Source organism: Rhizobium ruizarguesonis, from assembly GCF_017357285.1.
Lineage (GTDB): Bacteria > Pseudomonadota > Alphaproteobacteria > Rhizobiales > Rhizobiaceae > Rhizobium > Rhizobium ruizarguesonis.
The window spans coordinates 4,387,661-4,413,262 of record NZ_CP071678.1 but is presented as its reverse complement, the minus strand read 5'-3'; the positions used below and the strand labels follow the sequence as shown (position 1 = coordinate 4,413,262).

Annotated in this window: 22 protein-coding genes; 13 read left to right on the top strand and 9 right to left on the bottom strand. The window is 61.6% G+C overall.

Annotation, left to right across the window (positions count from 1 at the left end):
* Positions 1–15 precede the first annotated feature (15 nt).
* The 3 genes from J3P73_RS21635 to J3P73_RS21625 all read right to left on the bottom strand — a co-directional run bounded on the left by J3P73_RS21635 (position 16) and on the right by J3P73_RS21625 (position 2,607).
* Positions 16–765, bottom strand: a complete 750-nt coding sequence (locus J3P73_RS21635) for a TerC family protein (RefSeq protein ID WP_018072717.1) — start codon at positions 763–765, stop codon at positions 16–18.
* Positions 766–981: 216 nt separating this feature from the next.
* Positions 982–1,821 carry an AraC family transcriptional regulator gene (locus J3P73_RS21630; protein ID WP_130692762.1) on the bottom strand — a complete coding sequence of 280 codons (840 nt, stop codon included), beginning with the start codon at positions 1,819–1,821 and terminating at the stop codon, positions 982–984.
* A gap of 105 nt (positions 1,822–1,926) precedes the next feature.
* Complete coding sequence (locus J3P73_RS21625) at positions 1,927–2,607, bottom strand: TetR/AcrR family transcriptional regulator (protein WP_018072719.1); 681 nt, start codon at positions 2,605–2,607, stop codon at positions 1,927–1,929.
* 151 nt (positions 2,608–2,758) lie between these two features.
* Here J3P73_RS21625 and J3P73_RS21620 point away from each other — a divergent pair, with 151 nt between their 5' ends.
* From J3P73_RS21620 to xylA, 5 genes are all read left to right on the top strand, one after another.
* On the top strand, positions 2,759–3,973 hold the full coding sequence (locus J3P73_RS21620) for an HlyD family secretion protein (RefSeq protein WP_027689365.1): 1,215 nt from the start codon (positions 2,759–2,761) through the stop codon (positions 3,971–3,973).
* Positions 3,974–4,000: 27 nt separating this feature from the next.
* Positions 4,001–5,599, top strand: coding sequence for a DHA2 family efflux MFS transporter permease subunit (locus J3P73_RS21615; RefSeq protein WP_027689364.1), 1,599 nt, complete (start codon positions 4,001–4,003; stop codon positions 5,597–5,599).
* Between the two features lie 247 nt (positions 5,600–5,846).
* Entirely contained in the window at positions 5,847–6,869 is a 1,023-nt protein-coding gene (locus tag J3P73_RS21610) for a LacI family DNA-binding transcriptional regulator (RefSeq protein ID WP_027689363.1), read from the top strand.
* Between the two features lie 21 nt (positions 6,870–6,890).
* Positions 6,891–8,342: a xylulokinase gene (xylB, locus tag J3P73_RS21605; protein ID WP_207579699.1), complete on the top strand. Its 1,452-nt coding sequence runs from the start codon at positions 6,891–6,893 to the stop codon at positions 8,340–8,342.
* A gap of 48 nt (positions 8,343–8,390) precedes the next feature.
* Positions 8,391–9,701, top strand: a complete 1,311-nt coding sequence (xylA, locus tag J3P73_RS21600; RefSeq protein ID WP_018243620.1) for a xylose isomerase — start codon at positions 8,391–8,393, stop codon at positions 9,699–9,701.
* Between the two features lie 81 nt (positions 9,702–9,782).
* Here xylA and J3P73_RS21595 read toward each other — a convergent pair whose 3' ends face one another.
* The gene (locus J3P73_RS21595; protein ID WP_018486225.1) at positions 9,783–10,814 is read right to left on the bottom strand and encodes a LacI family DNA-binding transcriptional regulator; all 1,032 of its coding nucleotides are present in this window, start codon (positions 10,812–10,814) and stop codon (positions 9,783–9,785) included.
* A 171-nt stretch (positions 10,815–10,985) separates the two neighbouring features.
* Between J3P73_RS21595 and J3P73_RS21590 the strand changes: the two genes are divergently transcribed.
* The 5 genes from J3P73_RS21590 (at position 10,986) to J3P73_RS21570 (ending at position 17,295) form a co-directional block, all read left to right on the top strand.
* Positions 10,986–12,512: a sugar ABC transporter ATP-binding protein gene (locus J3P73_RS21590; RefSeq protein ID WP_024322920.1), complete on the top strand. Its 1,527-nt coding sequence runs from the start codon at positions 10,986–10,988 to the stop codon at positions 12,510–12,512.
* A 78-nt stretch (positions 12,513–12,590) separates the two neighbouring features.
* Positions 12,591–13,595 (top strand): ABC transporter permease, encoded by a 1,005-nt coding sequence (locus J3P73_RS21585; protein WP_018486227.1) that lies wholly within the window; start codon positions 12,591–12,593, stop codon positions 13,593–13,595.
* Positions 13,596–13,664: 69 nt separating this feature from the next.
* Positions 13,665–14,612, top strand: a complete 948-nt coding sequence (locus J3P73_RS21580) for a substrate-binding domain-containing protein (protein WP_018072728.1) — start codon at positions 13,665–13,667, stop codon at positions 14,610–14,612.
* 251 nt (positions 14,613–14,863) lie between these two features.
* Positions 14,864–15,916, top strand: coding sequence for a sugar phosphate isomerase/epimerase family protein (locus J3P73_RS21575; RefSeq protein ID WP_024322919.1), 1,053 nt, complete (start codon positions 14,864–14,866; stop codon positions 15,914–15,916).
* A 191-nt stretch (positions 15,917–16,107) separates the two neighbouring features.
* The gene (locus tag J3P73_RS21570; protein WP_018072730.1) at positions 16,108–17,295 is read left to right on the top strand and encodes a Gfo/Idh/MocA family protein; all 1,188 of its coding nucleotides are present in this window, start codon (positions 16,108–16,110) and stop codon (positions 17,293–17,295) included.
* A 76-nt stretch (positions 17,296–17,371) separates the two neighbouring features.
* Here J3P73_RS21570 and J3P73_RS21565 read toward each other — a convergent pair whose 3' ends face one another.
* Positions 17,372–17,776 carry a DoxX family protein gene (locus tag J3P73_RS21565; RefSeq protein WP_024322917.1) on the bottom strand — a complete coding sequence of 135 codons (405 nt, stop codon included), beginning with the start codon at positions 17,774–17,776 and terminating at the stop codon, positions 17,372–17,374.
* Positions 17,777–18,026: 250 nt separating this feature from the next.
* Here J3P73_RS21565 and J3P73_RS21560 point away from each other — a divergent pair, with 250 nt between their 5' ends.
* Positions 18,027–19,400, top strand: a complete 1,374-nt coding sequence (locus J3P73_RS21560; protein WP_130692760.1) for a GH1 family beta-glucosidase — start codon at positions 18,027–18,029, stop codon at positions 19,398–19,400.
* Positions 19,401–19,513: 113 nt separating this feature from the next.
* Positions 19,514–21,727, top strand: a complete 2,214-nt coding sequence (locus J3P73_RS21555; protein ID WP_024322915.1) for a putative bifunctional diguanylate cyclase/phosphodiesterase — start codon at positions 19,514–19,516, stop codon at positions 21,725–21,727.
* 53 nt (positions 21,728–21,780) lie between these two features.
* Here J3P73_RS21555 and trhO read toward each other — a convergent pair whose 3' ends face one another.
* The 4 genes from trhO to J3P73_RS21535 form a co-directional block, all read right to left on the bottom strand.
* On the bottom strand, positions 21,781–22,710 hold the full coding sequence (gene trhO, locus J3P73_RS21550; RefSeq protein WP_130692758.1) for an oxygen-dependent tRNA uridine(34) hydroxylase TrhO: 930 nt from the start codon (positions 22,708–22,710) through the stop codon (positions 21,781–21,783).
* A 71-nt stretch (positions 22,711–22,781) separates the two neighbouring features.
* On the bottom strand, positions 22,782–23,258 hold the full coding sequence (locus tag J3P73_RS21545; protein ID WP_018072735.1) for a VOC family protein: 477 nt from the start codon (positions 23,256–23,258) through the stop codon (positions 22,782–22,784).
* A gap of 154 nt (positions 23,259–23,412) precedes the next feature.
* Positions 23,413–24,321, bottom strand: a complete 909-nt coding sequence (locus tag J3P73_RS21540) for a CHAD domain-containing protein (protein WP_027689356.1) — start codon at positions 24,319–24,321, stop codon at positions 23,413–23,415.
* The gene (locus tag J3P73_RS21535; protein ID WP_024322283.1) at positions 24,299–24,787 is read right to left on the bottom strand and encodes a CYTH domain-containing protein; all 489 of its coding nucleotides are present in this window, start codon (positions 24,785–24,787) and stop codon (positions 24,299–24,301) included. The genes J3P73_RS21540 and J3P73_RS21535 overlap by 23 nt, the downstream gene beginning before the upstream one ends.
* Before the next feature lie 154 nt (positions 24,788–24,941).
* Here J3P73_RS21535 and J3P73_RS21530 point away from each other — a divergent pair, with 154 nt between their 5' ends.
* The gene (locus J3P73_RS21530) at positions 24,942–25,580 is read left to right on the top strand and encodes a 2-dehydro-3-deoxy-phosphogluconate aldolase (protein WP_130692756.1); all 639 of its coding nucleotides are present in this window, start codon (positions 24,942–24,944) and stop codon (positions 25,578–25,580) included.
* The last annotated feature ends 22 nt before the right edge of the window (positions 25,581–25,602 follow it).

The window sequence follows — 25,602 nt, the reverse complement described above, 5'->3', positions numbered from 1 at the left end:
CCTCCTGCCCAAGCCTCAATGCGCGGCGTCGCGTTTTCGCTTGCGGGCGTTGCGCGCGAACATGTTCAGCACCTCGACCAGCGCCGAGAAGGCCATGGCGGCGTAGACGTAGCCCTTCGGCACATGGAAGCCCATGCCTTCGGCGATCAGCGTCGTGCCGATCATCAGCAGGAAAGCGAGCGCCAGCATGACGATCGTCGGGTTCCTCTCGATGAAGTTGGCAAGCGGGGTCGCGGCAACAAGCATGACGGTGACGGCGGCGACGACGGCGACCACCATGATCGGCAGATGTGGCGTCATGCCGACGGCAGTGATGATGCTGTCGACGGAGAAGACGAGGTCGAGCAGCAGGATCTGGCCGATGGCCGATGCAAAGCCTGTCGTGGCCGAACTTGCGATGAAGTCCTCGCCGTGATCTTCCGGATCGACGCTGTGGTGGATTTCCTTGGTGGCCTTCCAGACGAGGAACAGACCACCGGCAATCAGGATCAGATCCTTCCAGGAGAAACCGTGGCCGAAGGCTTCAAACAGCGGTTCGGTCAGCTGCACGATCCAGGCGATGGTGCCGAGCAGGGCGAGACGCATGACGAGCGCAAGACCGATGCCGATCTTGCGGGCCTTCTCCCGGTGCTCGGGCGGCAGTTTGTTGGTGAGAATGGAAATGAAGATCAGGTTGTCGATCCCGAGAACGACTTCCATCACCACCAGCGTGATGAGCGCCACCCAGGCGGCCGGATCCTGAATGAGCGTCATGATTTCCTGCATCAGCATATATCCCTTTTGCGTCACATGAGTAGTGACGCTCGCAATGTAATGTCGCCGGCCTGCCAGGCAAGCGCCGCAAGGGGGTATACGAAACCGATGTGACTTTTATTCCCTAGAACAGGATGATTTAAGGCCGGGGTCGGCCTTAAATTTGAATCCTGTTCTCAATCAAAGAGTTAGAGCATGATGTCGTCCGAAAACCGCTCGCACTTGGCATCATGCTCTGATCGGCAACCAGATTTCGGTGACGCCCATGCCGGTATAGGGGTCGAAGCGCTCGTCGTAGCGTTCGAACATGTCGGGTGTCTCGCCGTGCTCTAGGCCCGAGGTCGGCCACCATGCGCCAAATATCCGGTTCATAGTCGCCGGGATGCCGGAGACATGGCCGCGATGAGCAAAGACGACGTAGCGCTGGCCTGGAAGTTTGAGCGTTGCAAAATCCGCCGGCAGATCGTCGGCATCGGAGATCTCGACCGCGGCCATATAGCGGAATTTCTCCGCTTCGCCGTCGATATGCGTACAGATGCCGTAGGCGACATTGCTTTTCTGAGCGGAGATATGTCCGAAATGGGCATTGAATTTCTGCCAGAGAGAGGGAATGGCGGCGTTGCCGCCATAGGGGTAAATCTCCTGCAGACCGGCAAAGAGCATCGGCTGAAGGGTTTCGAAGCGGGGCGGTTCGAGGTCGTTGTGGTGGGCAGGGTCCATTCTGATCGGCTCCAGCAAGACAAGGTTACGGGCGTGCCCCTGTCTGCGCACCGCATCCGGCGTCATGCCGAACTGGTCGCGGAAGGCACGGGTGAAGGCCTCGTGCGAGCCGTAGCCCGCGCAAAGCGCAACCTCGAGAATGGTGGATGAGCTGCCGAGTAACGCGGGCACGGCGCGGCTTAGGCGCCGCCCTCTTATATAGCCGCTGATCGAGTGACCGGTGACGAGCCCGAAAATGCGCGACAGATGGTAGCGCGACAATCCGGCTGCTTCCGATATCTCTTCCAGCGATATATCGCTTTCGAAATGGCTCTCGATGAACCAGATCGCCCGTCCGACGGCGCTCATCCTCATTCTCCTGGTTGCAGCTTCTTCCTTAGAGGAAGGCCGGCAGCCGGATTTGATCGCTATTGCGGGATTTTGGCCGATGGAGCGCGACGGTCAAGGGTGCGGTCAGGCGGTCTCGTGCCGGCGCGCGCCGTAGGCGGCCATGAAGACCCGGATCGCGCCGCGGATGACGCGCTCGATTTCGTCGCGCGGCGGCGGCTCTTCCATGCTTCCGAAAAGGCGGAGCTTGAAGAAACTACCGCTGGCGAGATCGAGGAACTGGCCGGCAGCGAGATCGATGTCGTCGATCTCAAGTGCGCCTTCGGCGATGTGCCGTTCCAGGAAGTCGCGCATGATGGTGCGCAGGTTTTCCGGGCCCTTGAAGAAGCGTTGACAGAGCACCGGCATACGGTCGCGAACGCCGAGAACGGTGCGCATCGCGTTGATGACCTTCTCATCGGTCATATGGGTGACGAAGCTTATCCCGAATTCGTACAGGCCGGCTTCGGGATCGTCATGTTCGGCAAGCGCCGTGCGCACTGCCGCCACGAAGGCGGCGCGCTCGGTCTCGATCATCGCCGAAAACAGTTCTTCCTTGTTGGTGAAATAGACGTAGAGCGTTCCCTTGGAGACTCCGGCCTCGCGCGTCACGTCGTTCATGCTGGCGGCGTCAAAACCCATCTTCATGAAGACACGCTTGGCGCCGGCGAGAATCTGCTGGCGCTTGGCCGGATCTTCGCCTGCGGCAAATCGGCCTCCGGCAGCGGGAGGACTGAATACGGCAGCGTGGTCGGGTTTCAGCGTCATGTCCTCTTAACCGTGTTGACGGTTTCGCATTTTCTTTAAAGAAATCGAACCGATTGGTTCTATACATCTTGATATGACGATAAAACAGGTTTAAGTCAACTGAACCGAACCGTTCAGTTCGATTATTTACTCCAAGATCGGTAAAGTGGCCATGTCGAGCAACCAGAAGAGCAACGTCGCGCGGATCGTCAGCGAAAACGCCGGGACCGAAGAGGCGCAGGCCGAGGTCGCGACCGTTGCAGAGGCTCCGATGGCGGAAGCCCGCGAAGTGCCGTCTGCCCCCGCGCAGTCGGCGCCGGCTTCGGTCGCCGCACCCGCGGCTGCGAAGAAGCGCCGCAGCCCGGTGCTGCCGATCGTCGTGCTCGCCCTTCTCGCGGGCGGCGGCTGGTATGGTTACGAATGGTGGACGAACGGCCGCTTCATGGTGTCGACCGACGACGCCTATATCGAAGGCGATATCGCAACGATTTCGCCGAAGGTCACGGGCTACGTCGCGAAGGTGAACGTTGTCGCCAACCAGGAAGTCAAAGCGGGCGACGTGCTTGCCACGCTTGATAACGGCGACTATCAGAACGCCCTCGACTTGGCCCAGGCCCAGATCGTCACCGAACAGCTTTCGCTGCAGCGTATCGACGCGCAGATCGAAGGCGCGAATGCGAGCCTCGTGCAGGCGCAGGCGCAGAAGGTGGCACTCGAAGCGGCCGTTCGCGGTGCCGAGATCACCCAGAAGCGCCAGAGCGACCTTCAGGCGAAGTCGGTCGGCACTGCCGCCGATCTCGACAACGCCAATATCGCCCTCGACCAGGCCAAGGCCAATCTTGCCGGCGGCGACGCCAACATTACCGCGGCACAGGCCAACATCACCATTCTCCAGGCCCAGCGTAAGGAAGCCGAAGGCTCCGTCCGTTCGCTTGAGATCTCGCGCGACAAGGCCGTCCGCGACCTTTCTTTCACCGTGCTCAAGGCGCCTTATGACGGCATTGTCGGCAACCGCTCCGTCCAGGAAGGCGACCTCGTCTCTCCCGGCCAGCGCCTGATGGCGCTCGTTCCGGTGCGCCAGCTCTACATCGACGCCAATTTCAAGGAAACGCAGATCCAGCATCTGGTGCCGGGCTCGAAGGTCAACGTCCAGGTCGATGCCTATAGCGAGCATCCGATCGTCGGCACCGTCGAATCGATCGCGCCGGCTTCCGGCTCGGTCTTTTCGATGCTGCCGCCGGAAAACGCCACGGGCAATTTCACCAAGGTGATCCAGCGGGTGCCGGTGCGCATCGCGCTGCCGCAGGATGCGCTCGACAGCGGGCGTCTGCGCGCGGGCCTGAGCGTCGTCGTCGACGTCGACACCCGTACGGCGCCGAGCAAGTAAGCCTCTAGGAAAGGCGGGGGTGGTCTGATGGCCGGCAGCGCGACAGCAACAGCGGGGACGATTCCGGCAGCGCCTGCTCATGCCGACGAGCGCATGGATCCGAAGAAGCTCATCGCCTTCTTCGCGATGGTGCTCGGCATGTTCATGTCGATCCTCGACATCCAGATCGTCTCGGCCTCGCTTGCCGAGATCCAGGCCGGCCTTTCGGCCGGAACCGACGAGATCGGCTGGGTGCAGACGTCCTATCTGATCGCCGAAGTGATCATGATCCCGCTTTCCGGCACGCTGGCGCGCATCATCTCGACGCGTTATCTCTTCGCGATCTCGGCCGCCGGCTTCACCATGGCGAGCGCGCTTGCGGCAACGGCGACGAATATCGACCAGATGATCGTCTACCGCGTCATCCAGGGCTTCATCGGCGGCGGCATGATCCCGTCGGTCTTCGCGGCTGCCTTCACCATCTTCCCGCCCTCGAAGCGCAGCATCGTCTCGCCGATCATCGGCCTGATCGCGACGCTGGCACCGACCATCGGCCCGACCGTCGGCGGTTATCTCAGCCACGCCTTCTCCTGGCACTGGCTGTTCCTCGTCAATATCGTTCCCGGCATCATCGTCACGATCGTCACCTGGAACTTCATCGATTTCGACAAGCCGGAACTGTCGCTTTTCAAGAAATTCGACTGGTGGGGGCTGATCTCGATGGGCGTGTTCCTCGGCGCGCTGGAATATGTGCTCGAAGAGGGCAATTCGAACGATTGGTTCAACGACAGTTCCATCACCATCGCAGCGGTTGCCTCCGGCGTTGCAGCCGTCGTCTTCTTCTATCGCGCCTTCACGGTGGATTTCCCTGTCGTCGACCTGAAGGCTTTCGCGAACCGGAATTTCTCCTTCGGCTCGGTGTTTTCTTTCGTTATGGGCATCGGCCTCTACGGCCTCACCTATATCTACCCGGTCTATCTCGGGCGCATTCGCGGCTATGATTCTCTGATGATCGGCGAGACGATGTTCGTCTCCGGGCTTGCGATGTTCTTCACCGCGCCGATCGCCGGCCGGCTGTCGACCAAGATGGACCTGCGCCTGATGATGGTGATCGGCTTCGTCAGTTTCGCCGCCGGCACCTTCATCATGATGCATCTGACGGCGGATTGGGATTTCTACGAGCTGTTCATCCCGCAGATCTTGCGCGGCTTCGGGCTGATGATGTGCATGGTGCCGATCAACAATATCGCGCTCGGCACGATGCCGCCCTCGCGCATTCGCGGCGCGTCCGGCCTTTTCAACCTGACCAGAAACCTCGGCGGCGCAGTCGGCCTTGCCGTCATCAACACCGTGCTCACCAACCGCCAGGACGTGCATTATGAGCGGCTGCGGGAGAATATGGACTGGGGCAATCCGGCGGCGATCGACCAGATGAACAACATGGCCGCCAATTTCAACACCTACGGCATGGATGGCGCCTCGGTCGCGATCAAGCAGATGGTCGGGCTTGCCACCAAGCAGGCGATCATCCTTTCCTTCAGCGACGTGTTCCTGATCCTGACCGCGCTTTTCCTCGCGATGATCCTCGGTGTCGCCATGATCAAGAAACCCGCGCCGCAAGGCGGGGGAGGCGGTGGCGGCCACTGACCTCCGGCCTGTCGCCCCTTGAAAAGGCCCTCTTCGGAGGGCCTTTTTGTTTGCCGCATTTCGGCCTCTAACACTTTAAATCTGCGCATAACCCCGGAAAATGGATTCCGATTTTCGGGGTTATGCGCTACGCCATCAGTCGGATGATTGCCGGCCGGATCGGAAAAAACGACGTGGAAACCGGCCTGTTGGATTTTTTGATTTACGTACATCAAAATTGGCGCTAATGGTCTCGTCAGGAGGAATGATGAGGCCAACAGTTCACGATATCGCCGCCGCCGCCGGTGTCAGTCTCGCGACTGTCGACCGGGTTCTCAACCAGCGGCCCGGTGTGCGCCACGTCACGCGCGAAAAGGTCGAGACCGCGATCCGCGAGCTCGGTTATGTCAGAGACGTCGCCGCCGCCAATCTTGCCAAGGGGCGCACCTATCCGCTGGTCTTCATCCTTCCGGCTAGCGACAATTCCTTCATGCACGGGCTCAACGCGGAGATCCGCCAGGCGATCGTCCGCTCGTCGGCGGAACGCACCGATATCCGCACCATCGAGGTGCCGGCCTTCGATCCCGCAGCCCTCGTCGCTGTGCTTGAAGGGCTTTCCCGGGAAAAGCCGTGTGGCATTGCGCTGGTTGCGACCGATGCGCCTGACGTGCGCGCCGCCGTCGACAGGCTGGTGCGCGAGCGCTTCCCCATCGTCACCCTGGTTTCCGATCTCACGGGCTCGCTGCGCCATCACTATGCCGGCGTCGACAATATCGCCGCCGGCCGCACAGCCGCCCGCCTGCTCGGACGATTCCTCGGGCCGCGAAAGGGCGAAATCGCCGTGCTCGCCGGCTCCATGCTGGTGCGCGACCATCGCGAGCGGCTGGAGGGCTTCACCGCTGTCATAGCCGAGGAATTTCCCGATCTTGCGATCCTGCCGGTTCTCGAAGGCCGTGACGACCCCGAGGTCGCCCACAGGCTCGTTGCCGACGCGCTCGGGAATGCCGGCATCATCGGCGTCTACAGCCTCGGCGCCGGCAATCGCGGCCTGATCCGGGCGTTGAAGGAGAAGGCCGTCGACCGCGTGCTGACCGTGATTGCCCACGAACTGACCGCCCACACGCGGGCAGCACTCATCGACAATACGATCGATGCGATCCTCAACCAGGATGCCGGCCATGAGGTGCGGAGCGCCATACGCGTGCTGAAGGCCAAGGCGGACGGGCTTGCCGTCATCGAAGCGCAGGAGCGCATCCGCCTCGACATATTCCTGAAAGACAATCTGCCGTAACGGCAAAGGGAGAAATACCACATGTATCTGGGTCTCGATCTCGGAACCTCCGGCGTCAAGGCGATGCTGATCGACGGTGATCAGAAGATCGTCGGCTCGGCCAATGGTTCGCTCGACGTCTCGCGTCCGCATTCCGGCTGGTCGGAGCAGGAGCCGGCCCATTGGGTGCGCGCCACGGAGGAGGCTGTCGCCGGCCTCAAGGCGAAACATCCGAAGGAGCTTGCTGCGGTCAAGGGCATCGGCCTTTCCGGCCAGATGCATGGCGCGACGCTCATCGATGCCACCGACAAAGTCCTGCGCCCCTGTATTCTCTGGAACGACACGCGCAGCTACGTCGAGGCCGCGGCACTCGATGCCGATCCGCGCTTTCGCGCGCTCACCGGCAACATCGTCTTTCCCGGTTTCACGGCACCGAAGCTCGCTTGGGTTGCAAAGCATGAGCCCGATGTCTTCGCCAAGATCGCCAAGGTGCTCTTGCCGAAGGACTACCTGCGTCTGTGGCTGACCGGCGAGTATATCTCGGAAATGTCGGATTCGGCCGGCACCTCCTGGCTCGACACCGGCAAGCGCGCCTGGTCCCCCGAACTGCTCGCCGCCACCAAGCTTTCCGAGGAGCAGATGCCGGCGCTTGTCGAAGGCACCGAGCAGGCCGGCAAGCTGCGGTCCGAACTGGCGGCGCAATGGGGCATATCAGGTGATGTCGTCGTTGCCGGTGGTGCCGGCGACAATGCGGCTTCGGCCTGCGGCATGGGCACGGTCAGCGATGGTGCCGCCTTTGTCTCGCTCGGCACATCAGGCGTGCTTTTTGCCGCCAACGGCTCGTATCTGCCGAAGCCGGAAAGCGCCGTGCATGCCTTCTGCCACGCGCTGCCGAACACCTGGCATCAGATGGGTGTCATCCTGTCGGCCACCGATGCGCTCAACTGGCATTCCGGTGTGACCGGCAAGTCGGCCGCCGATCTCACCGGCGAACTCGGCGAGACACTGAAGGCGCCCACCGGTGTCACTTTCCTGCCTTATCTCTCCGGCGAGCGCACGCCGCACAATGATGCCGTCATCCGCGGCGCCTTCATCGGCCTCGAACATGAGAGCAGCCGTGTCGTTCTCACCCAGGCGGTGCTCGAAGGCGTCGCCTTCGCCATTCGCGACAATCTCGAAGCGCTGCGCTCGGCCGGCACCGGCATATCCCGGGTCACGGCGATCGGCGGCGGTTCGCGCTCGCATTACTGGCTGGCGTCGATCGCGACCGCGCTCGGCGTTCCGGTCGACCTACCGGCCGACGGCGATTTCGGCGCGGCCTTCGGCGCCGCCCGCCTCGGCCTGATCGCAGCAACGGGCGCGGATCCGATTGCCGTCTGCACGCCGCCGGTAACGGCCGGCACGATCGAACCGGTGTCCGCACTGAGCGGCGCTTATGAGGATGCTTACAAGCGCTACCGTGCGCTCTACCCGGCGATAAAGTCGCTGGCGTAGGCCAACAATTCAGAACTTCGAAAAGATACGAACCCAAGGAGAATCAACATGAGCACCGGATTTTTCGGCGATATCCAGAAAGTAAAATACGAAGGCCCGGACAGCACCAATCCGCTGGCCTTCCGCTACTACCAGCCGGACGAGATCGTCATGGGCAAGCGCATGGAAGACCATTTGCGCTTTGCGGTGGCCTACTGGCACACCTTCACTTGGCCGGGCGGCGACCCCTTCGGTGGCCAGACCTTCCTGCGCCCTTGGTTCGAGGACACGATGAAGGCCGCCAAGCTCAAGGCCGACGTCGCCTTCGAATTCTTCTCGCTGCTCGGTTCGCCCTACTACTGCTTCCATGACGCCGACGTCCGTCCCGAAGGCAAGAGTTTTGCCGAGAACACCAAAAACCTCAACGAGATCGTCGACTATTTCGCCGAGAAGCAGGCCGCAACCGGCACCAAGCTGCTCTGGGGCACGGCGAACCTCTTCTCCCACCGCCGCTATATGTCGGGCGCTGCGACCAATCCGGATCCCGATGTCTTCGCTTTCGCAGCCGCGACGGTAAAGACCTGCATCGATGCCACGCAGAAGCTCGGCGGCGAAAACTACGTGCTCTGGGGCGGGCGCGAAGGTTACGAGACGCTGCTCAACACCGATATCGGCCGCGAGCTCGACCAGCTCGGACGCTTCCTCAACCTCGTCGTCGAATACAAGCACAAGATCGGCTACAAGGGCACGATCCTGATCGAGCCGAAGCCGCAGGAGCCGACCAAGCATCAGTATGACTACGACGTCGCAACCGTCTATGGCTTCCTCAAGAAGCACGGCCTTGAAAACGAGGTGAAGCTCAATATCGAGCAGGGCCACGCGATCCTTGCCGGCCACTCCTTCGAGCACGAGTTGGCGCTTGCCAATGCGCTCGGCATCTTCGGCTCGATCGACATGAACCGCAACGACTACCAGTCCGGCTGGGATACCGATCAGTTCCCGAACAATGTTCCCGAAATGGCGCTCGCCTACTACCATGTTCTGGCAGGCGGCGGCTTCAAGACCGGCGGCACCAACTTCGACTCGAAGCTTCGCCGTCAGTCTCTCGACCCGGCGGATCTGCTGATCGGCCATATCGGCGGCATGGATTGCTGCGCCCGCGGCCTGAAGGCCGCCGCCAAGATGATCGAGGACAAGGCTCTGTCGCAGCCGCTCGCCGATCGTTATGCCGGCTGGGAATCCGCCGAGGCGCAGAAGCTCTTCCGCGGCGAGTATTCGCTGGATGAGATCACTCACTATGTCGAGAGCCACGACGTGAACCCGCAGCCGAGATCCGGCAAGCAGGAACTGCTGGAGAACGTCGTCAACCGTTACGTCTGATAAAGCACGCCGGCGGTCATCGGCCGCCGGCGCAACCCTTTCTGACCGGGCGCTGGCCGGAAGCTTTCAGCCTATATCGGTTTACCGTTTCAACCAGTTGCGCGACGGTGCCGAGACGGAGTTTCGGACCACCAGATCCGGTCTCAGCAGGATCTCCGTTTCGGTCGGCCGGCCATCGGACAGGAGTTCCAGCAGCAGCGCCATCGCCTGCTTGCCGATTGCCGTTCTCGGCTGGCGGATCGTGGTCAGCGGCGGCGATATGAAGACTGCCTGCGGCACGTCGTCGAAACCGGTCACCGAGAAATCCCGTGGAATGTCGTAACCCCGCGCGCCGAGCCCGATCATGACGCCGATCGCCGTCTGGTCGTTGACGCACATGAAGGCGGTCGGAAGCGTGTCACGCATGAAAAGCTGTTCGACCGCATGCCGCCCGCTTTCGATCGTGCCGTCACCTTCGAGCACGATCCTGGTGTCGGGCGGGATGCCGGCGGCGTCGAGGCCGGCATCGTACCCCATGCGACGCCTGGTATAGGCAAGCCGGGTGCGTGAATCGCCGATGAAGGCGATCTTGCGATGCCCTTCGGCCAGCAGCAGGTCCACCGCTTTCCGAGCGCCTTCGGTGTCGTCGACGCCGACATAGGGAATGCCGCCGTTGAAGACGGGCTCGAAAACGCCGACGCTCGGCGGTAGCCGCGCGGTCATCGTCTGATGCCCGAAGGGCAGGATGCCGGTGAAGAGGATCAATCCGGCCGCCTGGTTGGAATTGAAGAATTTCAGATATTCCAAGCCGCGCTGGGCATCGTTCTGCGTGTGGCCGATCAGGATGCCGTAGCCGTGTGCGCGTGCTTCGTTCTCCAGCCCGACGAGAATGTTGGAGAAATTGGGATCGCCGATATCGGGCGCCACGACGAGGATCATGTTGGAGCGGCCGAGCCTCAGGCTGCGCGCCATGGCATTCGTCGTATAGCCGGTGATGGCGATCGCCTGGTTGACCTTGAGGCGCGTGGAGTTGGCGACCTTCTCCGGCATATGGATTGCCCGGGAAACCGTCGCGATGGAGACCTCGGCGATCCGGGCGACGTCTTCGATGGTTGCGGGCGTGGAATTCGACACTGGGCTCTGCCTTGGGGCTGTCTTCGCCGCGACACTACACAGACTTGTCGAGAGGTCAAAGGCAGGCTTCAACTGATCTGTGTAAATCAACGATGTAAACCTTTACACGATGCATGTAAAGGTTTACATAACGCTTCAGAGCGGACGGGGAGCCGCTTTGGGGAGGATCAGATGACCGTGGAGATCGCCGACACCGCACCCGTGGTGCTGTCCGCTAGGCGCATATGCAAATCCTTCAGTGGAGTGCAGGTCCTCTTCAGCGTGAACTTCGATCTCCGCGCCGGCGAAATCCATGCGCTCATGGGTGAAAATGGCGCCGGCAAGTCCACGCTTGTCAAGGTTTTGTCCGGTTTCGAACAGCCGAGTTCCGGCGAAATCCTGCTCGACGGCAAGCCCGTCGTCCTGCCGCCCAACGGCGACGCCGAGGCGCTCGGCATTGTCATCATTCACCAGGAATTCAACCTCGCCGAACATCTGACCGTGACGGAGAGCCTGTTCCTCGGGCGTGAAGTCACCCGTTTCGGCATGCTCGACCGCAAATATATGCGGTCGGAGACACGCAAGGTTCTCGACGTGCTCGGTTCGCATGTCGATGAGAATGCACTGATCAGCACGCTTTCCATCGCCGACAAGCAGATGGTCGAAATCGCCAAGGCGATCAGCCGCGACGCGCGGGTGGTGTTCATGGACGAGCCGACCGCGGTGCTGTCGCGGGAAGAGACCAATATGCTGTTCAAGCAGGTTCGCAAGCTTCGCGACCAGGGTACCAGCTTCGTCTTTGTGTCCCACAAACTCGACGAGGTGATGGAATTGACCGACCGCGTCACGGTGCTGCGCGATGGCCAATGGATCAAGACTTCTCCGACGTCCATTCTGGACGGGGAATCGATCGCGCAGCTGATGGTCGGCCGCGAGCTTTCCAGCCTCTATCCCGCCAAGGTCGAGCCTGATGTCGACGAGGAGGTCGTCCTCAGTGTCGCCTCGGTGTCGACGGGTTATGTGAGGGATGCGAGCTTCGAGGTGCGCAAGGGCGAGATCATCGGTTTTTCAGGCATGATCGGCTCCGGCCGCACCGAACTGATGGAAGCGATCGCTGGGTTGCGAACCCGTCTCGAGGGCGAGGTGGTCATCAAGGGGGAAACGGTTCCCTCCGGCGACGTGCATGCCGCCAATCGTTGCGGGCTCGCCTACATGACCAAGGACCGCAAGTCGAAAGGTCTGCTGCTGCGCTCCGGCATGGTGACCAATCTGACACTGCAATCGCTCGGAAGGCACGCTCGTCACGGTTATCTCAGCCCGGGAAGCGAGGCGGCCGCGATGGCAAAGGCCAAGCGCCGTTTCGATATCAGGGTTCGCGACGGCAATATTGTTGCCGGCCGGATGTCAGGGGGAAACCAGCAGAAGCTGCTGCTCGCCAAGGTCATGGAGACCGATCCTGATATCATCATCATCGACGAGCCGACGCGCGGCATCGATGTCGGCACCAAGCAGCAGATCTATCATTTCATCTCGGCGCTCGCCCGGGACGGCCGGTCGATCATTGTCGTGTCCTCGGAGATGCCGGAGGTCATCGGCCTCTGCACGAGAGTGGCGGTGATGCGCGAAGGGCGTATCGTCGGCGTGCTCGAGGGCGACGAGATTTCCGAGCAGGAGATCATGCGTTACGCCGCCGGGCTCAAGAGGAAGGCGGCCGCCTGAGGGCTGAAGCAGAGCTTTGCCGATCAGGACGATAGATAAGATTCCCAGAAAATATGGGACGGGAGGTTGGTTTTGGAAATGAGTGTCAACGAGGAGACCAGGGAAATCCGGCGCCGATCCTGGCGGGATGTCGACCTGCGTGCGGTCGCGCCCTTCGTCGCCCTTGCGCTGCTGCTGATCGTCGGAGCCCTGGTCAATCCCAATTTCATCGGCATCACCAATCTTGCCAATGTCGCGACGCGCAGCGCATTCATCGCCATCATCGCGGTCGGTGCGACCTTCGTGATATCAGCGGGCGACCTCGATCTGTCTGTCGGCTCGATGGTGGCCTTCGTCGCCAGCCTGATGATCCTGCTGATGAATTCGGGCGCCATCGCAAACCCGGCTTTGATGCTCGTGGTCGCGGTCGTCTTCACGATCGTCGCCGGCGCGCTCTGCGGCCTGGCGAACGGCCTGATCACGACGGTGGGCAAGATCGAGCCCTTCATCGCGACGCTCGGCACGATGGGCATCTATCGCGGCCTGACGACATGGCTGTCGCAGGGCGGTGCGATCACGCTTCGCTCCGCCGATATCCAGACGCTCTATCGCCCTGCTTATTTCGGCAATGTCGCCGGCATACCGGTGCCGATCGTGGTGATCCTGGCAGTGACGGCGGTTGCGGCCTTCATCCTCTATCGCACCCGCTACGGGCGCCACGTCGTCGCTGTGGGATCAAACAGCGATGTCGCCCGCTACTCAGGTATCGCGGTCAACCGTGTGCGGACGATCGCCTTCGTCATCCAGGGATTGTGCGTCGCCATTGCCGTGCTGCTCTATGTTCCCCGTCTCGGCTCGACGTCGGCGACGACGGGCATCCTGTGGGAGCTGCAGGCGATTACGGCCGTCGTGGTCGGCGGTACGGCGCTCAAGGGCGGCGCGGGCAGGGTCTGGGGCACGATCTGCGGCGCCTTCATTCTCGAACTGGTCGGCAACATCATGCTGCTTTCGAATTTCATCAGCGAGTATCTGATCGGCGCCATCCAGGGTGCGATCATCATCATCGCCATGTTCGTCCAGCGCTCGCTGGTGCGCAAATCATGAATTGATCGGGCTTACAGGGCGTCCGGTCCCGATATGGAAAAGTCCCTGAAATTATTGGGAGGAAATAGCATGCGTAAATTGATGTTGGGCCTGGCGGTTGCGGCGGTGACGTTCGCCGGCGCCGCTCACGCCCAGGACAAGAAATTCACGATCGGCGTATCCATTCCGGCCGCCGACCACGGTTGGACGTCGGGCGTGGTGTTCCATGCCGAGCGCGTCGCCAAGCTGCTGATGGCCGAACATCCCGGTCTCAACGTCATCGTCAAGACCTCGCCGGACGCCGCAAGCCAGGCCAACGCTGTGCAGGATCTCGATACGCAGGGCATCGACGCCCTCGTTATCCTGCCGTCGGATCCGGATCCGCTTGTCAACGCCATCAAGGAAGTCAAGGGCAAGGGCAAGTTCGTCGCTCTCGTCGACCGCGCGCCGAGCAACAACGACAATTCCGTGCGCGACCTCTATGTCGCCGGCAACAACCCGGCTCTCGGCGAAGTCGCCGGCAAGTACATCAAGGACACCACGCCGGACGCCGAAGTGGTCATCATCCGCGGTCTGCCGATCCCGATCGACCAGCAGCGCCAGGACGGCTTCGACAAGGGCATTGCCGGCTCGAACGTCAAGGTTCTCGACCGCCAGTACGGCAACTGGAATCGCGACGATGCCTTCAAGGTCATGCAGGACTACCTGACCAAGTACCAGAAGATCGACGTCGTATGGTGCCAGGACGACGACATGGCTGTTGGCGTTCTGCAGGCGATCGAGCAAGCCAAGCGCACCGACATCAAGTATGTCGTTGCCGGCGCCGGTTCCAAGGACATGGTCAAGAAGGTCATGGACGGCGACAAGCTGATCCCGGTCGACGTTCTCTATCCGCCGGCAATGGTCGGCACGGCGATGGAGCTGACGGCGGCGGCACTTTATGATCAGGTCCCGGTTCACGGCAGCTACATCCTCGACGCGACGCTCGTCACCAAGGACAATGCCAAGGACTTCTACTTCCCGGATTCTCCGTTCTGATCGATTGACTGGAGACATGCGCCCATTCGAAAGGATGGGCGCATTTTTTATGCCTTGCTTCGGGCGTGTCTGCGAAAATGCGGCACGTACCTCTTGCCGACCAAAGCCGGTCATGATTAGGTCGCAGCCATACCGCATCTGGCCCCGCGCCAGATCCGACGGCAAGGGCGAGGAGGCGTCTTGCTCCCGCCAAAATGCGTGCTACAACACTTCAGAAACGTTTACGGTCGATATTCAGGGAGGAATCTGACATGAAGACGATCAAGGGCCCCGGCCTTTTCCTTGGCCAGTTCGCGGGCGATACTGCTCCTTTCAACTCGTGGGATGCGATCACCAAATGGGCGGCCGACATCGGTTACAAGGGCGTCCAGGTGCCGACCTGGGCCAGCCAGCTGATCGATCTGAAGAAGGCTGCCACGTCCAAGGATTATTGCGACGAGTTCGCCGGCAAGGCGCGTGAAAACGGCATCGAGATCACTGAACTCTCCACTCATCTGCAAGGACAGCTTGTCGCCGTTCACCCGGCCTATGACGAAGCCTTCGACGGGTTTGCTGCACCGGAGGTGCGGGGCAATCCGAAGGCGCGTCAGGAATGGGCGATCGAGCAGGTCAAGATGGCGCTGACGGCATCCAAAAACCTCGGTCTCAAGGCGCATGCGACCTTTTCCGGCGCGCTTGCCTGGCCCTTCATCTATCCCTGGCCGCAGCGTCCTGCCGGTCTGGTCGAGACTGCCTTCGACGAACTCGCCCGCCGCTGGACGCCGATCCTCAACCATGCGGACGAGAACGGTATTGACGTCTGCTACGAGATCCACCCGGGCGAAGACCTGCATGACGGCATCACCTTCGAGATGTTCCTGGAGCGGGTGAAGAACCATCCGCGCGCCAACATGCTCTACGATCCCTCGCACTACGTCCTGCAGTGCCTCGATTATCTCGACAACATCGACATCTACAAGGACCGCATCAAGATGTTCCACGTCAAGGATGCGGAGTTCAATCCGACCGGGCGCCAGGGCGTCTACGGTGGCTATCAGGGCTGGGTGGAACGCGCCGGTCGGTTCCGTTCACTCGGCGACGGTCAGGTCGATTTCGGCGCGGTGTTCTCGAAGATGACGGCGAATAATTTCGACGGCTGGGCCGTGGTCGAATGGGAATGCGCGCTGAAGCATCCGGAGGACGGTGCTCGCGAAGGCGCCGAATTCGTTGCCGCCCATATCATCCGCGTCACCGAGAAAGCCTTCGACGATTTCGCCGGCAGTGGCACCGACCAGGCGGCGAACCGGCGGATGCTGGGGCTTTAGGCTTTCATTTCCCTTCTCCCCAGCGGGGAGAAGATGCCCGTCAGGGCAGATGAGGGGGATGAGGAGCGTTAGCGACGAAGGCTTTGAGCGACAAGCGAAAGGCAATATCTGTCGCCAGTGGCCCCCTCATCCGGCCCTCCGGGCCACCTTCTCCCCGAGGGGAGAAGGGAAGAAAATTTCAGGAGGAATCAATGGCAATCGAAGCATCATCCGAACAGTCCCGCGAGCCGCGCATCCGGCTCGGCATGGTGGGCGGCGGCGCCGGCGCGTTTATCGGCGCGGTGCACCGTATCGCGGCACGCATCGACGATCAGTACGATCTCATCGCCGGCGCGCTGTCGGCTTCGCCCGAAAAGGCGATCGCATCCGGCCGCGACCTCGGCCTCGATCCGTCGCGGACCTATTCCAGCTATCGCGAGATGGCGATCCGCGAGGCGAAGCTGAAGAATGGCATCGAGGCGGTAGCGATCGTTACGCCGAACCACGTGCACTACGATGCAGCCAAGGAATTCCTGAAGCGCGGCATTCATGTCATCTGCGACAAGCCGCTGACATCCAACCTTGCCGATGCGAAGAAGCTGAAGAAGATCGCCGACGAGAGCGGCGCGCTCTTCGTGCTGACGCATAATTACACCGGCTATCCGATGGTCCGCCAGGCGCGGGAGATGATCGCGAATGGCGAACTCGGCGACATCCGTGTCGTCCAGGCCGAATATCCGCAGGATTGGCTGACGGAAGCGGTCGAGCAAACCGGCCAGAAACAGGCGGCCTGGCGCACCGATCCAGCGCAGTCCGGCGTCGGCGGCTCGACCGGCGATATCGGCACGCATGCCTATAATCTCGCCGCCTTCATCACTGGCCTGGAGCTCGACAGCCTCGCCGCCGATCTCGACAGTTTCGTTCCGGGCCGCCGGCTGGACGATAATGCGCATGTCATGCTGCGCTTCAAGGCGAAGGGTTCGGAGAAGCCGGCCAAGGGCATGCTCTGGTGCAGCCAGGTTGCGCCCGGCCATGAAAATGGCCTGATGGTCCGCGTTTACGGCACCAAGGGCGGGCTGGAATGGACCCAGAAGGACCCGAACTACTTGTGGTACACGCCTTTCGGCGAGTCGAAGCGGCTGATCACCCGGGGCGGCGCCGGTTCAGGCGCGGCTGCCGGCCGTGTCACGCGCGTACCATCAGGGCATCCGGAAGGTTATCTCGAAGCCTTTGCGACGATCTATACGGAAGCCGCGCATGCGATCAATGCCCGCAAGAAGGGTAAGGCCGTCGACAAGGCAGTGGTCTACCCCACCGTCGATGACGGCGTGAAGGGTGTGGCTTTTGTCGAAGCCTGCGTCGCGTCTTCCAAGAAGAACGGCGCATGGGTCAAGGTCTGAATTTACCGATCCGCATCGCCCCATGAAAAAGTGCCGAGGCGGGGTCAAGCCGCCTCGGCGTTTTGTTTATTTTTGATCAGGCAGCAGCCGTGCGGCCGCGCTTCAGCAGATTGTCGACGCTCAACGGTCCGGCACCTGCCGCCACCAGATAGAGAAACACGAAGCAGAACAGGATCGCCGCGACGCCGCCGTTCTGGGCGGGGTAGATGCCTTTCGATGCATGCCCGATGAAATAGGCGAAGGCCATCAGGCCGGAGAGCACGAAGGCTGCGATGCGGGTCTGGAATCCCACCAGGACCAGGAAGCCGAGGGTGAGTTCGAGAAGGCCGGCAATCCAGGGCAGCGAGCCTGCGGGCGGCACGCTTGCTGCAACCGGAAAATGCAGGATCTTCTGCGTTCCGTAGCTGAAAAGCACAAGTGACGAGACGATGCGCAGCAAGCTCAGCAGATGGGGCTGCAGCAGATGGATCGAAGACAGCATTGGATTCCTTTCATATTTGTGATGCCATTTCCCGTGTAAGGATCGCGGTCTCAACGGCCAAGTCACGACTGCTGACATTGCCGTTATGAGGTCGGCTGCGTGGTGGGGGAGGGGCGGCTGCAGCGGCGTTGCAGCTGTTCTGTTTTTCCTCCTGCAACGTTGCAGTTTTTCTCGCCGCCAGCCTGTACTTTGCCTTCAGGCTTGGCTAAATCCGGCGCAAACGGTTCAACCCGAGAGATAGGATTTCCTGATGATCGATCCGAAAAAACTCGCAGACCGCTTTCCCGGTGACTTCACCTTCGGCGTTGCCACCGCCGCCTTCCAGATCGAAGGCGCCAGCAAAGCCGATGGCCGCAAGCCGTCCATCTGGGATGCTTTCTGCAATATGCCCGGCCGCGTCCATAGTCGCGATAACGGCGACGTTGCGTGCGATCACTACAATCGCCTGGAACAGGACCTCGATCTCATCAAGGAGATGGGTGTCGAAGCCTACCGGTTCTCGATCGCCTGGCCGCGCATTATCCCCGACGGTACGGGTCCAGTGAACGAGGCCGGCCTCGATTTCTACGACCGGCTGGTTGACGGCTGCAAGGCACGCGGCATCAAGACCTTCGCGACGCTCTACCACTGGGACCTGCCTCTGTTGCTTGCCGGCGAGGGCGGCTGGACCGCGCGCTCGACCGCCTATGCGTTTCAGCGCTATGCCAAGACGGTGATGAACCGCCTTGGCGATCGCCTCGACCGGGTTGCGACTTTCAACGAACCCTGGTGCATCGTCTGGCTCAGCCACCTCTACGGCATCCATGCTCCGGGCGAGCGCAACATGCAGGCCGCCCTTCATGCCATGCATTACATGAACCTTGCCCATGGTCTCGGCGTCGAGGCGATCCGCTCGGAAGCCCCAAATGTGCCCGTCGGGCTTGTGCTCAACGCCGCCTCGGTCATTCCCGGCTCCGACAGCCCGGCCGATCTTGCCGCCGGCGAGCGTGCGCATCAGTTCCACAACGGCGCCTTCTTCGATCCCGTCTTCAAGGGCGAATATCCTAAGGAGTTCGTCGAGGCGCTCGGCGACCGCATGCCCGTCATCGAGGATGGCGACCTGAAGCTCATCAGCCAGAAACTCGACTGGTGGGGCCTGAACTATTACAAGCCCGAGCGGGTCACCGACGATGCCGAACGCAAAGGCGATTTCCCCTGGACGGTGGAGGCGCCGCCGGCAAGCGACGTCAAGACCGATATCGGCTGGGAAATCTATGCGCCGGGCCTGAAGCTCTCGATCGAGGATCTCTACCGCCGCTACGAACTGCCGGAATGCTACATCACCGAGAACGGCGCCTGCGACAACACCGATGTCATCGACGGCGAGGTCGACGACACGATGCGCCTCGACTATGTCAGCGATCACCTCGAAATCGTTGCCGGCCTCATCAAGGACGGCTATCCCCTACGCGGCTATTTCGCCTGGAGCCTGATGGACAATTTCGAATGGGCGGAAGGCTACCGCATGCGCTTCGGTCTGGTCCATGTCGATTATGAGACCCAGCTACGCACGGTAAAAAAGAGCGGCAAATGGTATCGCGAACTTGCGACAAAATTCCCGAAGGGCAATCACAAGCCGGGTTAGAGGCGCGTCCTCAGGCGGCGACACAAAAATAGCTCGTCAGAAACCTGCAACAGCCGGTTGCTTAAACGTTTTTGAACCCTTGGCTGGCAAAGTCCGACGGTCAGGGAGTCGTAATGCAGACCGCCGGAAAGTCGCAGAGAAAAGGATTGGGAATAGGCCGTCACATCACCGTCACGGGCGTGCTTTTTTCCTTCGCCGTCATCGTCGCTGTCGTCACCATCATGGTGCTGACGGCGCTCGAACGCGTGTCCGAAAATGCCAATCTCCTCGATGACGAGCGCTCGCGCGAAACGACGGTCGGCGCAGTGAAGACCTTCGAGGATCAGCTCGGCGCGACGCTCGACGATTACGCCGCCTGGGACGACGCCGCCGTCAACGTCTACGCGCCTGATGGCATGGCCTGGACGGTGAGCAATTACGGCGAGATGTCGGTCAACAGCTCGCTGTTCGACATGGCGATCGTCATCGATGGTGAGAAGAAGGCAATCATGGCCTATCGCGACGGCAAGCCGATGGAGGAGCCGCTCACGGATTTCTTCGCGCCGTCGCTCTGGACCCTGGTCGACACGGTGAAGGCGGCCGGTCCGGCCGATCGTCCTCAGGCGGTCGGTTTCGTCACCACCAAGCGGGGCATTGCCGCCGTCGGCGTGGCATTGGTGCGGAAAAAGTCTGGTGCGCTTGACGTGCCCGCCGACCAGCATCGTTATCTCGTTTTCGCTCGCCATCTCGATGACGACAGGGTGACTGCTCTCGGCCAGACCTATGTCATCGGCGGGCTGAGGCTGGCGCCGCCGAGCTTTGCGGCCGACTATCTCGTACCGATCGTCGATCCGACGGGGGCAACGCTCGGCAAGCTCGTCTGGGCCTCGCGTTCACCCGGCGATATCGCCTATGCACAGGTGCGGCCGATGGTCATCCAGGCGCTCGGTCTCGTCGGATTGTTTTTCGTAGTGCTGCTGGTCATCGGCTGGCTTGCCGGCCGCCGCCTGAAGGCAGAGGAAGGCAGCGCCCGCGAGGAGGCGCTGCGCGACAGGCTGAGCGGCCTTTCCAATCGGGATGGTCTCGGGCTCGCCGTCGATCGTTTTGTCATCGAAGCACGCCAGACAAAGCGCAATGTGCTGCTCCTCTACCTCGACCTCGATGGCTTCAAGGAAGTCAACGACAGCTATGGTCACGGCACCGGCGATCAGTTGATCCGTGCGGTCGCGGCCGGGCTCGCTGTGCTCATTCCGCAGGGTGCGGTTCTCGCCCGTATTGGCGGCGACGAATTTGCGATCGCCTTTCTCTCCGACAGCGAAAATGCCGCCGCCCTGCAGCTTGCCGAACAGATCCTCGATTTTCTCGTCGAGCCATTGGAGATCGGTCGCCGTGTCGTCGTCGTCGGGGCAAGCATTGGTATCGCCATGTCGCCTTTCGGTGCGATCGGGCGTGAGGAGCTGGTGCGCCGTTCCGACCTTGCCATGTACAAGGCAAAGGAGGCCGGCCGCGCGCGCATGACGCTCTACGATCCGTCGATGGATGCCGATCGAGAGCAGCGCAATGCGCTGGAACTCGACCTTCGGATCGCTATCGAAAGCGGCGACCTGACGCTTGCCTACCAGCCGCTGATCGATGCGGCGACGCATGCGATGACCGGCGTCGAGGCGCTGGTGCGCTGGAACCGTCCGGGCCATGGCCCTGTATCGCCCGAACTGTTTATCCCAATTGCCGAGACCAGCGGCCTCATCGAATCGCTCGGTCTGTTCGTGCTACGCAAAGCCTGCGAGACGGCGAAGCAATGGCCGGACCTCAACGTTTCGGTCAACGTCTCGCCCGGCCAGTTCCGCAATCCCGCCTTTACCGACTATGTGCGCTACGTGCTGAAGCAGACGGAGATTGAGGCCGGCCGCATCACGCTCGAGATCACCGAAGGCTACATGATCCAGAATCCGCAGCGCACCCGCCAGTCGATCGAACGGTTGAAGGGGCTGGGGGTCAAGGTGGCGCTCGACGATTTTGGTTCTGGCTTCTCCTCGATCGGTTATCTCAGGCAGTTCGGCTTCGACCGCATCAAGATCGACCGTTCGCTGGTCATGGGTGTCAACGAAGACAAACGCCAGCGCGAGATGCTGCAGGCGACGGTGGCGCTCGCCCGCTCGCTCGACATTCCGGTGACGGCCGAAGGCATCGAGACCGAGGAGCAGGCAATAGCCATGCGCCTTTTCGGCTGCGACTGCCTGCAGGGCTATTGGTTCGGAAAGCCTGTGACATCAGACCTTATCACCGAGATGCTGAACGAGCGGCGTGCAGCCGGGCCGGAAACTCGGCGCCGTATCGGCGCAGCCTGACCGGCGGCCCGATCATCCTCAGGCAGCAAGGCTGGTCCAAACGGAACCCCGGCTCAGCTGCCGATATGCCGTTGGCCGCGCTTTTTCGCGAGGGCGATCTGGTGCTGCCGCTGACGGTAGCGCAGCCGGTCTTCCTCCGTGCGCGAGTGGTAGCAGTGGCTGCAGGAAACGCCTTCCTCGTAGAGCGGCGAGCTGATTTCCTCGGCGGTGATCGGGTTGCGGCAGGCGTGGCACAGCCTGTGTTCGCCTTGCTTCAGACCGTGCTCGACGGAGACGCGCTCGTCGAAGACGAAGCAGGCGCCATCCCAGAGGCTTTCCTCCTGCGGCACTTCCTCCAGATATTTCAGGATGCCGCCCTTCAGGTGATAGACCTCGTCGAAGCCCTCAGCCTTCATGAAAGCAGTGGCCTTCTCGCAGCGTATGCCGCCGGTGCAGTACATGGCGACCTTCGGCTTGTTGTGCAGGCCGGTATTGTTGCGCACCCAATCGGGAAATTCACGGAAAGTCTTGGTCTTCGGGTCGAGCGCGCCGCGAAAGGTGCCGATTGCCGTCTCGTAATCGTTGCGGGTGTCGATGACGATGGTATCGGGATCGGAAATCAAAGCGTTCCAGTCCTTGGCCGCCACATAGGTGCCGACCACCTTGTTGGGGTCGATGTCCTCGACGCCCATGGTGACGATTTCCTTCTTCAGCTTCACCTTCATGCGCAGGAAGGGCATTTTCGAGGCGCGGCTTTCCTTGTGCTCCAGGCCCGAAAATTCCGGCTGGGCGCGCAGGAAGGCGAGCGCGGCGTGAATGCCGGCATCCGGGCCCGCGATCGTGCCGTTAATGCCTTCATGCGCCAGAAGCAGCGTTCCCTTGACGCCGTTCTCCTCGCAAAGCGTCTGCAGCGGCGCTCGCAGGCTGGCAAAGCGCGGCACGGAAACGAAATGGTAAAGTGCGGCCACGAGGAACGGGCTGGTGTGGGTCAGGCTGTCGGTCATGGGCCGGAAATACAGAAAATCGGCGGGCCGCGCAATTGCCTTCGCCAGCGGCGGCCTTGATCGCTGATCGATTACGCTCGCGCCTGCCACGCGGAAAACGGCCGCACGCCGAAACTCCGGTCGGGGATGTCGTCGAGAACGTTGATGAACTCGATCGAGTGCCCGTCCGGATCCTTGAAATAGATCGACAGCGCCGGCATCCAGCCGAGAACCACCGGTTCCGTCACCGGTTCACCGGCAAAGCCGAGAGGTTCCACACCCTTTGCCCTGAGAATGGCGGGCGCCTGAAGCACGCCGTTGGCGGTCATGCGGAAGGCGATATGCAGCCGCATCTTCAGCGGCCCGGTTCCTGTTTCCCAAAGGCCGAGCATGCCGGTCTTCCTGTCGTCCACCCAGAGGAAAGCGACTTTACGCTCCTCGAATGAGGCGGCAGGTTCGAGCCCGACGACATCGCGGTAGAAATCCGTGGAGGTCTTGAGATCGGCAACGGTCAGATGGGTCTCGTAGAGCCCGAGCACCTTCGGCATCGCGGCATTTTCGGCGGTCATTTTTTCCTCGCGGATAAAGTCTCTGCTTGTTCGACCACCGCAGGCTAGGACCTCAAAATTGGTTGAGGTCAACAGGTTTCCCCGCGAAATCTTCAGATGCTGAAGCAATCGGAAATGCAGAGCAGCGCACAAGCACTTCCGGTTTCGCCGTCTCTCAACTCCCGGCCATCAGCCAGAGAAGCTCGATGCGCTGCGCTTCCTCGTCGGCATCATCGGCGAAGACGGCTTCGGCTTTGATCAGCGCTTGCCGCCGGTCTTCCTGCTGGCGGAAGATGATGATGTCGAGCAGATGCGCCAGGTCGTCATTGCGAGTGAAGAGCTGCGGTTCGGCCTCGACCAGTTCGGAGAGCACTGTGAGATCGTGGATGTGACCGAGATCCTCGACGAGTTCCTTGGCCGCATCCCGCTTGGCCTTCATCGCGCCCGGCCAGACGTCGCGCAAAAGGGTATGGTAGAGCCGATAGTCGTAGGTGCGTTTGCGCAGATCGTGGAAATCGTCGGCCGATGCCTCGCCGTGGCAAGCCGCAAGCGCGGCCTTGGCCTTGCGCGCAGTGCGGCGCCAGCTCTTCGCCAGCATGCGTGCATTCTTGCGGTGGCGGCCATCAAAGGAGACTGCGTCCAAGGCGGCGATCGCCTCCTTCAGAACGCCGGAGGTTTCCGCGAGCCGCTGTTCCAGTCCGCTTTCGGCTTCGGCCATCCAGTCACGGCGTCCTTCGAGAATGGTGATGATGCGGCCGAGCGCCTCGCTCTCCTCGTTCCCGCGGGCTGCATGATGCAGATATTGAGCGGTGCCGATGAGGGCGGTAGCGTCGCGGATCGCCGAAAGCGAGCGTGCGGCATCGCGCAGCCGCGCATTTTCCTGGGCCTGAAAATCCGGCGTCTCGCGGGCCACGAGGCGATAGAGCGAGCGTAGTCGCTTCAGGTTCTTGCGGAAAGAATGGATCGCCTCATGCGCGCCGTCCGGGCGTTCCCCGAGGACAGTGACGGCGTGTTCCAGCTGCTTGGTCGCGACGCTGCGGAACGCTTCGGTGAAATCGGCGTCAGGCCGAATGCGATAGGCCATGCCTGTCGTGCCCGTATTCTGTGGCAAGCGCCTGGTTGGAATAACGGAAATCGCCGGTCACTTCGCGGCCGAGCCAGGCAGGTAGGGCCGGATCATCAGTTTCCGCCGTCATTTCGACCTCGGCGATTACCAGTCCACGATGCTCGCCGGTAAAGACGTCGACTTCCCAGACGAACCCCTCATGCGGAACGCGGTAGCGCGTCTTCTCGATGACGACGCCGATCGCGTTCTGCAACAGCTCTTCGGCGTCGGCGATCGGTATATCGTATTCGAATTCGTCACGGGTGATGGTGCTGCGGCCGATCTTGATCGTCAGTCTCGCCTTCTTGCCGTCGAGGACGCGTACCCGCACGGAACGATCGTCCATCGAGGCGATGTAACCCTGCCTGAGGACAGACTTCGTCTCGACAGCGGAACGCCATCCATCGCTGCGTACGAGAAACTTCCGCTCGATCTCTTTCGCCATACCGGTGAACCTTTTGTGACGATTGCGGCACGGTAGACCAATTTCCACGCATTTCCTACCCATCTTGTCATATGGCCTGGTTTTATCTCGACAAGGTTCCGCCGGGGCGTTATTCGGGATCCGAATTCAATCGTTTCAAGGAAGTCGCACGACCATGGGCGAGAAAACAGAGAAGCTCCTTTCCATCCTGAAACTCCAGCCAGTCGTTCCGGTCTTGATCGTCGATGATGCAAAGACGGCCGTACCGCTGGCCCGGGCGCTCGTCGCGGGCGGGCTGAAGGCGATCGAGATCACCATGCGCACGCCGGCAGCCCTCGAGGCCGTGCGCGCCGTCGCCGCCGAGGTCGAGGGCGCCGAAGTCGGCGCCGGGACGATCCTCAATGTCGCCCATTGGGAGGCTGCCGTCGCGGCCGGTTCGAAGTTTATCGTCAGCCCGGGCACGACGCAGGAGCTGCTCGATGCCGCTGCCGATTCCGACGTGCCGCTGCTTCCGGGGGCCGCGACCGCCAGCGAAGTCATGGCGCTGCGCGAAGAAGGCTACCAGGTGCTGAAATTCTTCCCGGCCGAGCAGGCCGGCGGCGCCGCCTATCTCAGGGCGCTGTCCTCGCCGCTTGCCGGCACGCTATTTTGCCCGACCGGCGGCATTTCGCTGAAGAATGCCAATGATTATCTCTCGCTGCCGAATGTCATCTGCGTCGGGGGCTCGTGGGTGGCGCCGAAGGAACTGGTCGCGGCCGGCGACTGGGCTGGCATTACCAAGCTCGCGGCAGAGGCGGCAGCGCTGAAGGCCTGAGTTTCGGCAGGGGGCGGGCGAG